At 56.7% G+C, this 13,052-nt stretch carries 12 protein-coding genes and 1 other RNA gene; 7 read left to right on the top strand and 6 right to left on the bottom strand.

What is annotated here, in order from left to right:
• Window positions 1-40: 40 nt before the first annotated feature.
• Together bamA and K8R57_07180 are read right to left on the bottom strand one after the other, a co-directional pair.
• On the bottom strand, window positions 41-2,452 hold the full coding sequence (gene bamA / locus K8R57_07185; GenBank protein MCE9588081.1) for an outer membrane protein assembly factor BamA: 2,412 nt from the start codon (window positions 2,450-2,452) through the stop codon (window positions 41-43).
• A 139-nt stretch (window positions 2,453-2,591) separates the two neighbouring features.
• Window positions 2,592-3,383: an HAD family hydrolase gene (locus K8R57_07180; GenBank protein ID MCE9588080.1), complete on the bottom strand. Its 792-nt coding sequence runs from the start codon at window positions 3,381-3,383 to the stop codon at window positions 2,592-2,594.
• Window positions 3,384-3,549: 166 nt separating this feature from the next.
• Here K8R57_07180 and K8R57_07175 point away from each other — a divergent pair, with 166 nt between their 5' ends.
• The 5 genes from K8R57_07175 to K8R57_07155 all read left to right on the top strand — a co-directional run bounded on the left by K8R57_07175 (window position 3,550) and on the right by K8R57_07155 (window position 9,082).
• Window positions 3,550-4,659, top strand: a complete 1,110-nt coding sequence (locus K8R57_07175) for a M42 family metallopeptidase (GenBank protein MCE9588079.1) — start codon at window positions 3,550-3,552, stop codon at window positions 4,657-4,659.
• Window positions 4,660-4,800: 141 nt separating this feature from the next.
• The gene (locus tag K8R57_07170; protein ID MCE9588078.1) at window positions 4,801-5,691 is read left to right on the top strand and encodes a phosphoribosylaminoimidazolesuccinocarboxamide synthase; all 891 of its coding nucleotides are present in this window, start codon (window positions 4,801-4,803) and stop codon (window positions 5,689-5,691) included.
• Window positions 5,692-5,699: 8 nt separating this feature from the next.
• Entirely contained in the window at window positions 5,700-6,587 is an 888-nt protein-coding gene (locus tag K8R57_07165) for a tyrosine recombinase (GenBank protein MCE9588077.1), read from the top strand.
• A 135-nt stretch (window positions 6,588-6,722) separates the two neighbouring features.
• Entirely contained in the window at window positions 6,723-7,499 is a 777-nt protein-coding gene (locus tag K8R57_07160; protein ID MCE9588076.1) for an enoyl-ACP reductase, read from the top strand.
• Window positions 7,500-7,606: 107 nt separating this feature from the next.
• Window positions 7,607-9,082, top strand: a complete 1,476-nt coding sequence (locus K8R57_07155; protein MCE9588075.1) for an FAD-binding protein — start codon at window positions 7,607-7,609, stop codon at window positions 9,080-9,082.
• A 151-nt stretch (window positions 9,083-9,233) separates the two neighbouring features.
• Here K8R57_07155 and K8R57_07150 read toward each other — a convergent pair whose 3' ends face one another.
• From K8R57_07150 to fabF, 4 genes are all read right to left on the bottom strand, one after another.
• Entirely contained in the window at window positions 9,234-9,656 is a 423-nt protein-coding gene (locus tag K8R57_07150) for a PIN domain-containing protein (GenBank protein ID MCE9588074.1), read from the bottom strand.
• Window positions 9,646-9,870, bottom strand: coding sequence for a DUF6364 family protein (locus K8R57_07145; protein MCE9588073.1), 225 nt, complete (start codon window positions 9,868-9,870; stop codon window positions 9,646-9,648). Before K8R57_07145 ends, K8R57_07150 begins: the two co-directional genes overlap by 11 nt.
• A 79-nt stretch (window positions 9,871-9,949) precedes the next feature.
• A complete protein-coding gene (locus K8R57_07140; protein ID MCE9588072.1) occupies window positions 9,950-10,453 on the bottom strand; it encodes an FKBP-type peptidyl-prolyl cis-trans isomerase in 504 nt (167 codons plus the stop codon).
• A gap of 20 nt (window positions 10,454-10,473) precedes the next feature.
• Complete coding sequence (gene fabF / locus K8R57_07135; protein ID MCE9588071.1) at window positions 10,474-11,721, bottom strand: beta-ketoacyl-ACP synthase II; 1,248 nt, start codon at window positions 11,719-11,721, stop codon at window positions 10,474-10,476.
• A gap of 171 nt (window positions 11,722-11,892) precedes the next feature.
• Here fabF and K8R57_07130 point away from each other — a divergent pair, with 171 nt between their 5' ends.
• Together K8R57_07130 and ssrA are read left to right on the top strand one after the other, a co-directional pair.
• Window positions 11,893-12,306, top strand: coding sequence for a DUF4870 domain-containing protein (locus tag K8R57_07130; protein MCE9588070.1), 414 nt, complete (start codon window positions 11,893-11,895; stop codon window positions 12,304-12,306).
• 138 nt (window positions 12,307-12,444) lie between these two features.
• Window positions 12,445-12,800, top strand: a transfer-messenger RNA (tmRNA) gene (gene ssrA / locus K8R57_07125).
• The last annotated feature ends 252 nt before the right edge of the window (window positions 12,801-13,052 follow it).

Below are 13,052 nucleotides of genomic sequence, written 5' to 3'. Positions count from 1 at the left end.
GAAGATTGGGTTGGGAATTGAGTTTCAGTTATAGCCAACACTAGAAGGTGTAGCCAACATTAAATTGGAACTGGCCGCTTGTCCTATTCCATGAGTCGGTCATGACTGGATAACCCCAGTCGACACGGATCGGTCCAATCGGCAAGTCGATACGGGCTCCGATACCGACGTCGCCGTTCAGTCCGCCGGAAGTGTAAGATTGCCCATTTGCAGTGGCGGTAACGGACTGTGGGTTGATATCCCACGAATTGGCGTTTACATAACCCCAATCTGTAAAGATCGCTCCTCGAAGACGCGGGATGATCGGAAAGGTCAACTCTGCGGTTCCATAGACCGAGGTGCTGCCGCCGACAGGATTTCCGTAAAAATCCTTGGGACCAACACCTCTGAAGACGAAGCCGCGCATGTCATTGGCACCACCAAGGTAGAGTTCGTCGAAGATTGGTGGAGTATTTGTCCCCTGAGTGCCACTTCCCCAAGTATTCACAACACCCACGGAACCCTTTGTGAGGAGAATCATGTCCCACGGAAGGGGAAAGTATTTCTTGGCATCGAGCGAGATGCCGTAATCCTGAACCGTTCCGCCAAGCCCGCCTCCTGCCACGAATCCGGTCAGGTTAATCGACTGCCCCTTGCGGGTAAGGAAGAGACTGTCTCGGTTATCAAAATCAATCCCGAGTAAGATGCAACTCTTGGTGTAGGGGGAGTTGTTGGCGGCATTCTGTATGGCCCCCTGTTGCTGCTGTTGCGGAGTCACCCCCTGACCGTTTCCGTAATTGCCTGTTAAATTGTTTATGTTGATATTCTCAAGTCGGTATTCTCCGCGCAGCGCAGTGAAGGGAGTCAGTGCCTTGCGGGCTTGAAGCGCTCCGCCGAGGTTCGACTGGCTGTAGACAGGACTCAGGAAGGTGGCGGCATGGTAGTAAAACTCGCCGCCCACGGAGACCTTGTACCCCATGAACCATGGCTCGGTGAGTGACAGGGTGAAATCCTGACGCTGCAGACCGTACTGGCCGCGGATACGGAAACGCTGCCCGGCACCGGTGAAGTTGGGCCAGTTGAAGAGGTCGAAGTTGGACTGCTGCATTTCGGCAAATCCAACCAAACTATCGATGGAGCTGAAGCCGGCTCCGAAATTGAAAGATCCGGTCTTTTTCTCTTCGACGATGACATCGAGATCCTTGCGGCCCGGAACCAAGGTGTCGACAGGGACTGTGTCGACCTTCGAAAAGTAATTGAGATTCATCAACCGAGTCTTGCTGACGTCGACCAGCGTGGTGTCGAAGATCCCTCCGGGTTGGACGGCCAATTCGCGGCGGATGACTTTGTCCTTGGTCTTCGTATTACCCTGAACATTGATCAGATTCACGTACGACTGAACTCCTTCATCTACGCGGTACGTGAGATCGATCTGTCCTTGGCCAGCGGGTGTGATCTGCGGTTGGGCGACCATGTCGACATAGCCTCGTGAACCGTAGTAATCGCGGATTTTCTTAAGATCAGCACCCATACCTTCCGGCGTGTAGAGGGATCCGGTCCTCATCTTAAGGTAGCGAACCAGATCAGCTGGAGCCACGATGGTGGCACCATCGATGGCAAGCTTGTTGACCCGGTACTGCGTTCCCTCGGATATGGAAATCACCAGATCGACACCCTTGCCGTTAAGCAGCGGCGTGGTCTGGACATCAGAAATACGCATGTCTGCAAATCCCTTGTTCTGGTAGAGAGCGCGAATCGCCTCCTTATCCTCGTCCATCTGAGATGGGGTAAGGCGACCCGCCTTGGTCAGAAAGGAAAGCAGGTTGGCCGTCTTGGTTTTCATGACCTTCATCAGATCCTTCGGAAGGACGGAATCATTTCCGGTGAAGGAGATGCGGCGAATGACGAGCTTCGGTCCTTCGTTGATCAGGAAGGCTACCTTCATCTTCTTGTCGGGAAGCTCCGTGGACTTCGTATCGACCTTCACGTCGGTGTAATTCTTGTCCTCGTAAAGCTTCAGAATCTTCTGGCGGTCATCGTTGAGCCGCTCGTCGCTGAGGGGCTCGCCCGGCTTGGTCGCGATTTCCTTGCGGATCTTCGTGTTGGGAATGGCCTCCGCCCCCTCGATAATCACCTCCCCCACGGTAGCCCGCCCCTGGAGAAGGACGGTAACCTTCAGTCCCCCGCTGGTCGGTTCTGCGAAAATACGGGCGTTGGAGACCTGACCCGTGGCGTAGAGAGACTTGATATCCTCCTCGACAAGACGATCGTTATAAAGCGCCCCCGGCTTGGTCGCCAGATTGTCCAAGACACGTTGCTTGCTGAGCGTGGTCGGTCCTACGAACTGGACATTGATCTCCTGAATCAACGGAGCCTGACCGGGAACTTGGGCATCCAAACGTGCTCCCGGCAAAAACACCAAAATCGTCACAACCAAAAGTCGTGCAAACCAGAAAAGACGAAGGAACTTCATGGATCGTTAGTGATCGATTGGGGATAAATTATGGAAAATCAGAAGAAAGAGACGCCTAGGTGATGGCAAGAGCCCGCCATTAGATGAGGGAGGGGGGTACTATGGTCAAGTCGCTATTTCTCAAATGTCTAAGGAATGGCTAGACGAGTTCTTTTAAAATTGCCGGAATTTCCGCAAGGTTCGTGATGGTGTGGTCCGGAGTGACCTCCGCCTGCTCCTCGGAACCGGGAACCCGGATCCAGATCGAGCGGATGCCCGCGTTTCGGGCTCCGGCAATATCGCGCTCCAGGCTATTGCCGACCATCACCGCCTCGTCGGGTGAAACCCCGAGTTCGCTAAGCAGGTGATGAAAAATTTCGGGCTTAGGCTTTCCAATGCCATGCTCGCCGGAGACCACGATGGCCTGGAAAAAGGATTCCAGCCCCGAGGCAGCGATCTTCTCGCGCTGCAGATCGGGGGCGCCATTGGTCAGGAGGGCGAGCTTGTAGAAAGTAGCGAGCTCAGTCATCAGTTCGCGTGCACCCGGCAGCAACCGCTGACGGGCTCGGCGGGTGGCAGCAAATTCCAGGGAAAGCATCACGGCGGCATCCTCCGAGGCAATCCTTCCTTGGGCGGTGAGTGACTTAGCAAACACCTCGACACGGTAAGCGGTCGCCCAATCCCTCAACGCCGTCAGCTCTGGGGAATCGCCGGCGAAGCCTCCCCAGAGACACTCGAAGGCGCTAATCCCAATCGAGCGACAGAAAGGACGGCTCCCTCCCTCTGCCCAGAGTGATCGTGCGATCGCCATGGAGTCGGTCGCAAAACGTGTGGGTTCGGCTTCGAAACGAGCGGAGGCCACAGCCGCGACATGGGCAAAGGTTTCGTGAGAGACCGCCTCGTCGACGGCCAGCGTATCATCCAGATCAAAGAGAAGGGCGCGAATTGCCATAAGAAGGGATCATTGCCTGCAACAAACATCTTGAACGAGAAAAAAGACCTCTTAGGTACTTTTTCCCCATTACTTGACCCGCAGGATTCCTCGCTTTTATTTGGCGGATATCAATTTCGGGCCGATTTTTCTTCAGCCATCGTACGGGAAGCTTCAGGGTTATGTCATGAAATCCACTGCTAAAAACTCACCCGACGTCCTCGGGGCTCCCTATGCCTTTCTTAAGAAACTGCTCAATACACCCTCCCCCTCGGGTTTCGAAACCAAAGGGCAGAAGGTCTGGGTGGATTACGTGAGCCAGTTTGCAGATTCGGTGGAGATCGATTCCTACGGCAATGCCTACGCTACGCTGAATCCAGGCTCAGGGAAGGGAGATCCAACGATCCTGATCAGCGGCCATGTCGATGAGCTGGGACTGATGGTCTCGCACATCACGGAGGAAGGGTTTCTCTACTTCAAGGGCATCGGCGGCGTGGACAAAGGATTGATCCGAGGCCAACGCGTCACGGTTCACGGCGCAAAGGGTTCCGTGCCGGGAGTTACCGGACTTCTCGCCATCCATCTTCAGGAGCCCGATGACCGCAATAAGGTTCCCGAAATACACGCCATGCACATCGACATCGGCGCCTCCTCACGAAAAGAGGCAGAGAAACTTGTCTCCATCGGCGATGCCGTCACCTACTCGGCGGAGTTCCAGGAATTGGCGGGAGGACGCTTCGCGGCACGAGGTTGCGACAACAGGATCGGAGCCTGGGCCGCAGCCGAAGGTCTGCGCCTTGCCTCGCTGAAAAAGAAAAATCTCCAAGCAAAGCTTGTCGCCGTTTCCACAATCCAAGAGGAGAACGGTCTCTACGGAGCCTCCATGGCAGGCTACACCGTCCATCCCAATGTGGCTCTCGTGGTTGATGTGACCCATGCCACCGACATTCCCAATTGCTCCAAGACAAAGCACGGGGAGGTCGTGATGGGTAAGGGGCCCGTGATCAGTCTTGGAAGCGTGAATCATCCCGTCGTGAACGCACGGCTCCGCAAGGTGGGGGAACACTCCAAAATCCCACTGCAAGTAGAGGTGAACCCGCGGTGGAGTGGCACCGATGCAGACGCGATCTTCAAGCAGAAGGGAGGCATCCCAGCCGTCTCCATCGGCGTCCCGAACCGTTATATGCATTCCCCTGTGGAGATGATCCAGTATTCGGACCTCAAGCAGACTGCCGAACTACTTACAGCCTTTGCTCTTGATGCGAAAAAGGGCGAGCGCTTCGGAGTGAAGCTGTAGTCGGGCAAATGGCAATTGGGTCACCAAGAAATTGAAAATCCCTCAAGACCCTTATCTCCCGAAAAGGGACAAGGCGTAGCCCCGGTTACTTTCCTCTCTTGTCTGAGCCATCATTCCTCATTCATCATTCGTCTTTTCCTTATGGATCTTCTCACCTGCGATCTGCCCGGCATCACGAAACTCCGCAGCGGCAAAGTCCGCGAGGTCTTCGACCTTGGAGAGAACCTCCTGCTGGTAGCCACAGACCGCATTTCCGCTTTCGACTGCATTCTGCCAAACGCCATCCCGGGCAAGGGAGAGGTGCTGAACAAACTCTCGACCTTCTGGTTTCATCGCCTCGATTTCATTCCCAATCATATGATCGAGACCGAGGTCTCGGCCTTTCCCCCGGAGTTGAAGCCGTATGCCGACATCCTGCGCGGTCGCTCGATGATCGCGAAGAAGGCGAAGCCGCTTCCCGTCGAGTGCGTTGTGCGCGGCTATGTCGCCGGCTCCGGATGGAAGGAATACCAGAAGGAGGGCACGGTGGGTGGCTATGCGATGCCAGCGGGCCTACAACAGTCCGACCGCCTCCCCGAAGATCTCTTCACTCCGAGCACCAAGGCCGAGGAGGGACATGACGAGCCAATCACCTGGTCCCAGTGCCGTGCTTTGCTAGGTGACGAAGTCGCCCTGAGGGTGAAGCAGATGAGCCTCGATCTCTACCGGCATGGGCGTGCCTACGCCGCCTCCCGCGGCATCATCATCGCCGACACGAAGTTCGAGTTTGGCATCCATGACGGCGAGATCATCCTGATCGACGAGTGCATGACGCCTGACTCCTCACGCTTCTGGCCAGCCGACCAATACAAATCCGGCGGCAGTCCTCCAAGCTTCGATAAGCAGTTCGTTCGAGACTGGCTCGAGAACTGCGGCTGGGACAAGCAACCGCCCGCTCCCGAACTTCCTGCAGAGATTGTCGCTAAGACCGCGGAAAAGTACCACGAGGCCCTCACCCGGCTGACGGCACCGAATCCCGCCTCCGTTTCCTGATCACCGAGATGCAGGAGTGCATCGACAGCTTCCTGCTTTATCTGGCGACAGAGAGAGGTCTCTCGACCAACTATCAACTCTCGACCCGCGCCTCGCTGGAACGCTTTGTCGCTTGGGCTACTGGTCGAGGGATTGAATCCGTAGCGGCCGTCACCCCTCTCCTCCTCTCCGAGTTCCTGATTGCGGAGAAGAAACGAGGGCTCTCCGCCACCTCGATCAAGCTTGAGGCCGTCGCCCTGCGGATCTTCTTTCGATTTCTCACCGCACGTAGCCGCATCGGAAGCGATCCCGCCGAGAAGCTACCCCTGCCACGCCTACCCCAGACGCTCCCTCAACCACTCTCTCAAATCAACATGGCCAAACTGGTCGCAGCCCCTGCGGGAGAGACTCCTCTGGAAATCCGCGACAGGGCACTTCTGGAGCTTCTCTATGCCTGCGGCCTGCGCATCGCCGAGGCCTGTAGCGTCCGCTTGGAGAATCTCGATGAGGAAGGCGGCGTTATTCGGGTCACCGGGAAAGGGAGCAAGACACGGTTGATTCCTGTCGGTCGATCCGCACTCACAGCTCTGAAATTCTATCTGAGTAATGCTCGTCCCAAGCTTGTGTCGTCGAAATCTGGTGGGGAAATCTTTCTCTCCGTGAGGGGGCACAAACTCACACCGGCACGTATCTGGCAACTGGTCCGACATTATGCGAAGATCGTCGGTATCGAGGAGGCCGTCCACCCTCATCAGTTGCGACACTCCTTCGCCACCCATCTACTCGCCGGCGGCGCCGATCTTCGAATCATCCAGGAGATGCTCGGCCATGCCTCCATCGCCACGACGCAAATCTACACCCAGGTCGATCGGAGCCAACTCAAGTCGGTCCACAGGAAATTTCATCCCAGAGGTTAATGAATTCACAGAGATGAAGGGGATGAAAGGGATTGGGGTGGAAAAGTTCGCGTCCGCGGCCAAGAAGACAATTTCACATTTTTTCCGCAAGGTTTTTGCGTGACAGGAGGGGGATAGAGAAGGCTTCCTAGTGGGATGAGTAACGGATCCCTCGCAGGTAAAGTCGGCGTCGTTTTCGGCGTCGCCAACAAACGCAGCATCGCATGGCACATTGCCAAGGCCTGGAAGCAGGCCGGAGCCACCCTCCTCTTCAACTATCAGGGAGAACGCCTGAAGGAAAACGTCGAGGAACTCGTCTCTGAGTTTGGCGCCGACACCTTCCTCCAGCCTTGTGACGTCTCAAGTGATGCGGAGATCACCACCTTCTTCGGCAAAGTCCGCGAGGTTACCCCGAAGCTTGATCTGCTACTCCACTCCGTTGCCTTCGCTCCGAAGGAGGCCCTGGAGGGGGATTTCCTCTCCACCAGCCGCGACGCCTACATGAGGGCCCACGACATCAGCGCCTACTCGCTTGTCGCCCTCTCCCGCGAAGCCGCCCCCCTCATGACCGACGGTGGAAGCATCACCGCCATGAGCTACTACGGATCCGTCAAGGTCGTCCCTCACTACAACGTGATGGGCGTCGCCAAGGCCTCGCTGGAAGCCAGCACCCGCTACCTTGCCTACGATCTCGGCACCAAGAAGATCCGCGTGAATTGCATCAGCGCCGGCCCGATGAATACCCTAGCCGCCCGCGGCGTCTCCGGCCTCGGCACCATGATCAAGCACTACGAGGAGCATGCTCCTCTACGCCGCACCTGCACCGGTGAGGAACTCGGCCAGACCGGCGTCTTCCTAGCCAGCGATGGTGGCAGCGGCATCACCGGCCAAGTGATCTATGTCGACGGCGGCTACGAAATCATGGGGATGTAAGTTTGAAAAACCTGAAGGCTGAACCAAGTCGCAGGGAAGCGACGCGGAAGACTGCCGAAGGCAGCCCGTCAGCGGTGGCACGGCTTGCCGGGAGGCAAGTGCCATCAATGTTGAAACCTGAAAAGAAAAAGAAGGGATCCAATAAACGTATTCCCTCCTCACCTCATCAGGCTTCACGTTTCAAATCTCATCCTTCTCTCGAGCGGGATCTCCGCAAACTCATCCCGACCAAGGCCGGGGTCATCATTAATCCTGAGCGTCTAGCCGAACTCGGCAGGGACAAGTGGTTTGCCTCGGCTCTTCCCGAGATCGCTGTTGCACCTGGAAACGCCAAGGAGGTCGCCGCAGTGCTCGGCTATGCGAATAAGCACGACATCCCCGTGACCACACGCGGCGCTGGCCATGGCTATGTCGGCGGATGCGTTCCTGTGCGGGGAGGCATTCTCATGAGCATGCACCGGATGAACCGCATCCGGGAGATCAACGGAGAGGACTTCGTCGCCGTCGTAGAGCCGAATGTCATTACGGGAGTGCTTCAGACGGAGGTTATCAAAAAAGGGCTCTTCTACCCGCCCGATCCTCAGAGCTACAAGGACTGCTCCCTTGGCGGCAATATTGCCACCAATGCAGGGGGTCCCCGTTGCCTCAAGTACGGCGTCACCCGTCCCTATGTGCTAGGACTTCAGGTTGCCCTCGCCGACGGCACCCTCATCCGGGTCGGTGGACGCACCCACAAGAACAAGACCGGCTTTGACCTTGTCGGAATGTTCGTCGGCTCCGAGGGAATGCTCGGAGTCATCACCGAGGCGACCCTGCGACTCCTTCCCTTGCCTCCCGCCCGCGTGACCCTTTCCGCCGGATTCGGATCGATGCGCGATGCAGCAGCCGCCGTGCAGGCGATCTTCAAGGCCGGCTACCTCCCCTGCGCCATGGAGGTGGCCGATAGCTTCACCCTCCAGTCAGCCCGCAACGCCCCAAAAGAAGTAACGGGGGATTTGAAGGGAACCTTCATCCCTCCCGGCAAGGCTCACCTGCTTGTCGAACTCGACGGCCAGAAGGCTAGTGTCCTCAGCGAAGGAAAGGCTCTTAAGGCCCTCCTTACAAAGAACAAAGCCCTCGAGGTGGAACTCGCCACTTCCCCCGAGCGCTGCGAACGGATCTGGGCCCTACGCCGTGCCTTCTCTGCCTCGCTCAAGGCCACCGGCCTCACCAAGCTCAACGAGGATATCGCCGTCCCACGCGGACGCCTCGTCGACCTCATCGCTTTCGCGGAGAAACTGCAGAAAAAGACCGGCTTCCCGATCGCCTGCTTCGGTCACGCCGGGGACGGCAACATCCATGTGAATGTCATGGTCTCCAAGGAACAGCAGGCCAAGCGTCCCAAGGAGATCGAAGGGGTCCTCGACGCTCTCTTTACCCAGGTCATCAAGTGGGGAGGAGCGATCACCGGAGAGCACGGCATCGGCCTGGCCAAGAAACGCTGGTGGAACGAGGCAACCTCTCCTGAACTCCGTGACCTGCACAAGCGGATCAAATCCGCCGTCGATCCGAAAGACATCCTGAACCCCGGAAAGTTTGTCTGATTTGAAAGGCTGTTAGGCTGAACCAAGCATCTGGGATGATGCGCGGTAGACTACGAGGAAGTCGTAGCCCGCAGGGCGCCACTGCTTCCCGAGAGGGCAGTGGCGTCAATACTATTAGACTGTTAGGTTAAAAAATAGCTCTCAAGACAGATCAGCAGAAGGGATTGCGGATTTCCAGTGTGCCGAACTGGCGCCCGTGCTGGAGATCCTCGGAATAGATAATCGTCGCACCGCTTTGGATGGCCGCGGCGACGATGAGGCTGTCATAGAAACGGTATTGGCTCTCCTCGGCGATCCGTAGCGATGCCGACCAGATCTCGGTGGACGGATAAACCGCGCAGAGCGGATTCAGAACTGTCTGAAGATATTCCCTCGAATCGGCAGGGGTCATCGGCTTATGCCACTTATGAAGGGCGACGTTCAGGAACTCCTGAACGACCTGCCAACTGATTGCACCTCGCCGCGTTTCCAAGGCCTGCTCTATCAGCTCCCGAGCCTTGTCTCGTTTTGCCGGTTCCCCATCGTCGAACGAATAGACCAGAATGTTCGTATCGAGGAAAAAATCAGCGCTCATTCATCTCCTCGCGGGTGAACTTGCGCCCCCCCACTTCAACCCTTCCGCTGATACGCTGCATGAAACCACGATACCCTCCGATCCGCTTTCTACCGTGATCTACGGTCTGAAGCCAATCTCGGAACATCTGGTTTAGAGTGGTGTGATGTTCACGGGCCATAGCTCGGGCCCTCTCGATCACCTCCTCACTGGCGCTCAGCGTGATATTTCTCATTTGCACTACCGTAGTGCACGCTGGATCAGTGTCAACTGCAGCTCTTTAAGCTTATCCCATCGGCCTACCACCCAAGGCCCTACTGAACTTTGAGAAGTTCGATGTCGAAGATGAGCGTCGCGTCTGGAGGTATGACTCCACCCGCACCGCGCGATCCATAGGCGAGATTTGACGGAATGAAGAGCTGGAGTTTGCCGCCTTCCTTCATGAGCTGGACACCCTCGGTCCAGCCTGGAATGACGCCGTTCAGAGGGAAAGAGATGGGCTCGTTCCGCTTGTAGGAGCTGTCGAACTCGGTGCCGTCGATCGTGGTACCGCGATAGTGAACAAGGACGGTATCGGTGGCCTTGGGGCTCTTGCCGTGACCTTCGGTGATGACCTTATACTGGAGACCGCTCGGAGTGGTGTGCACACCGGGCTTGGTGGCGTTCTCTTTGAGGAATGCCTGGCCCTTGGCGAGGTTGGAGGATGAGCTGGAGGAAGTTTCTTGGGCCATAATCATTGTGTTGGTGAGGGTGATGGTTGCTACCACGGCAATCGACAGATAAAGAGCCACGGTAAGGAATTTGAAAGATCGGCTCATGGGAAAAGCGTGTTAGCCAATTATCCTTCGAACTCGCGAATCACAACGGAGGAGTTATGACCGCCGAAGCCGAAGGAGTTGCTGAGGGCCACCTTGACCTTGACCTCGCGTGCCTTGTGCGGGACGTAGTCGAGATCGCACTCGGGTTCGGGATTGTCGAGATTGATGGTGGGAGGGACGATCCCGTCGCGCATGGCGAGGGCGCACGCGGCAAGCTCAATACCGCCAGCCGCACCCAGAAGGTGACCCGTAACAGACTTGGTGGAGCTAATAGGTACCTTGTAAGCCTGGGCACCGAAGGCATCCTTGATCGCCTTGGTCTCGCAGATGTCGCCGATCGGCGTGGAGGTGCCATGGGCGTTGATGTAGTCTACCTCTTCCGGAGTGACCTTGGCGTGCTTCATCGCGATCTGCATGCACCGGCTAGCTCCCTCTCCCTCGGGTCGTGGGGCGGTCATGTGGTAGGCATCCGCAGTGGCGCCATAGCCAACAAGTTCGCAGTAAATCCGCGCGCCGCGCTTCTTCGCATGCTCGAGCTCCTCGAGAATAACGATACCTGCTCCCTCGCTCATGACGAATCCATCACGATCCTTGTCAAAGGGACGGGAGGCCTTCTGGGGGTCATCGTTCCGGGTGCTCAGAGCACGCATGCAGGAGAATCCGGCCACACCGAGCGGTGTGATGGTCGCCTCGGCTCCACCTGCGACGAAGGCGTCGGCGTCGCCGAACTTGATGATACGCCAGGCCTCTCCGACAGAATTATTAGCCGTTGCGCAGGCGGTGACGATCGCCATGTTCGGGCCGCTAAAGCCGTACTCCATGGAGATGAGGCCGCTGGCCATATTGCTAATGATCATCGGAATGGTGAAAGGGGAGAGCTTGGTCGGCCCCTTCTCTACGAGCCTGCGCGCCTCGGTCTCAAGGCTCTGGAACCCCCCGATGCCGCTTCCCACGATGACTCCAAAACGTTCCTTGTCGATCGTCTCGAGATCGAGTCCGGAATCATCCAGCGCCAGTCTGGTTCCGGCCATGGCGAACTGTGCAAAACGATCGGCTCGACGCGCATCCTTCGGTGTTTTGAACCAGTTGGTCGGCTCAAATCCCTTCACTTCGCCAGCAATCAGGCAATCGAATCCGGTCGAGTCGAAATTCTCGTAGCGTGTGATGCCGGACCGGCCTTCAATGAGGTTCTTCCAGAAGGTATCGAGGTCCGAACCCACTGGACTGATAACTCCGATACCGGTGATGACAACTCTGCGTTCGCTCATAGAAAAGATTGGCCAAAAAAGGCGTTCAGATAGTCAACCTAAGTGGGACACCCTTGGCAACCATGGAAAAAGGATGAGGGATGAATTATTAGGGATGAAAGGGGCTCCCCCATCCAAGCATGGGTCAACTTGTGCCTTGCGAAACGGGCGTATCGGATGTCTCTTTGATCCATGGACACGCCCCCTCCACTGAACCGTCCGGAAAACTCTCGACCGACCATCCAGACGGACCCCGCCTCTTCCTCGGAATCCGCCCGCTCCTGGTGCATAGGTCTCCATCTCTCGGGCCTCTCGGGACTGATCCTGAGCTTCGCACTAGCCCATATCGTGGTACCGCTGGTGATCTGGCTAGTTAAACGGGCCGACAGCCCGGAGATCGATTCGACCGGCAAGGAGGTGCTCAATTTTCAGATCTCCTACACGATCTACAGCCTGATCGCGGGAGCTCTCTGCTTCGTGCTAATCGGCTTCCTGATCCTGCCAATCGTACTCATCGTCTGGCTAGCCTGCATCATCATCGCCGCAGTGAAGACCAGCAACGGCGAGAGCTATCGCTATCCCTACACGATCAGCTTCCTAAGATAGGGAAAAGGATATTGGGAGTAGGTAATGGTGGGTGTCCTGCCCCGATTACCAATGCCCTATTACCCATACCCCATTTCAGCCTTCGGCTGAAATGTCTCTTGCGAATGAGCCTCCCCTGCGCCAAATTAAATCCTCATAGGGGGCGTACTGGTTTCGACTCGAAGCTCATTACGCATTCTGCATGCCGAGGATGATTCGTTGGCCTCGTAAAAAATCGAGTCAAAAAAACTAAACGCAGATTACGAAAATCTAGCTCTCGCAGCCTAAGGCTGTGACGCTGACACACTGACGCCTACTAAGTGTGAAGGCGACGCCAGTAGGCTGGCTCTCAGGCGGAAAGACCGCGCCGGGGGGTGAATCGATTTCGTGGTCGATCGGGGGAAAGCAGCGCGCCGCACCGTGGCCGACCCCTTAAATTCAAAGTGCGGTCAAGCATGTGGACGGGTGCCTGATAAGTTCCGGGGACAGGGGTTCGACTCCCCTCGCCTCCACCATTTCAATAATAAATCCCCCCTCCGGGGGAGAGACGATCGGAGTTTTCAAGTATACATTTCGGACTCCCCGAAGCTAAATGGCCTCATGAATGGATCGTTCCCAAAACTCGCTTCCCTGGGACCCCTTGGAACCCTTGGAACCCTAGGTCTCGTAGTTATCCTTTTTCTCTGCGGTTGTGCCTCACAGGAAAAGAAGGACCCCACGGATCCGGCAGGCCAGATCAAGATGGGAGAAACCTATTCCGTCGGCAC

The organism is Verrucomicrobiota bacterium (assembly GCA_021413925.1).
GTDB lineage: Bacteria > Verrucomicrobiota > Verrucomicrobiia > Chthoniobacterales > UBA6821 > UBA6821.
Note: the sequence above shows the minus strand (reverse complement) of the source record. Positions and strands in the feature narration are given on the sequence as shown.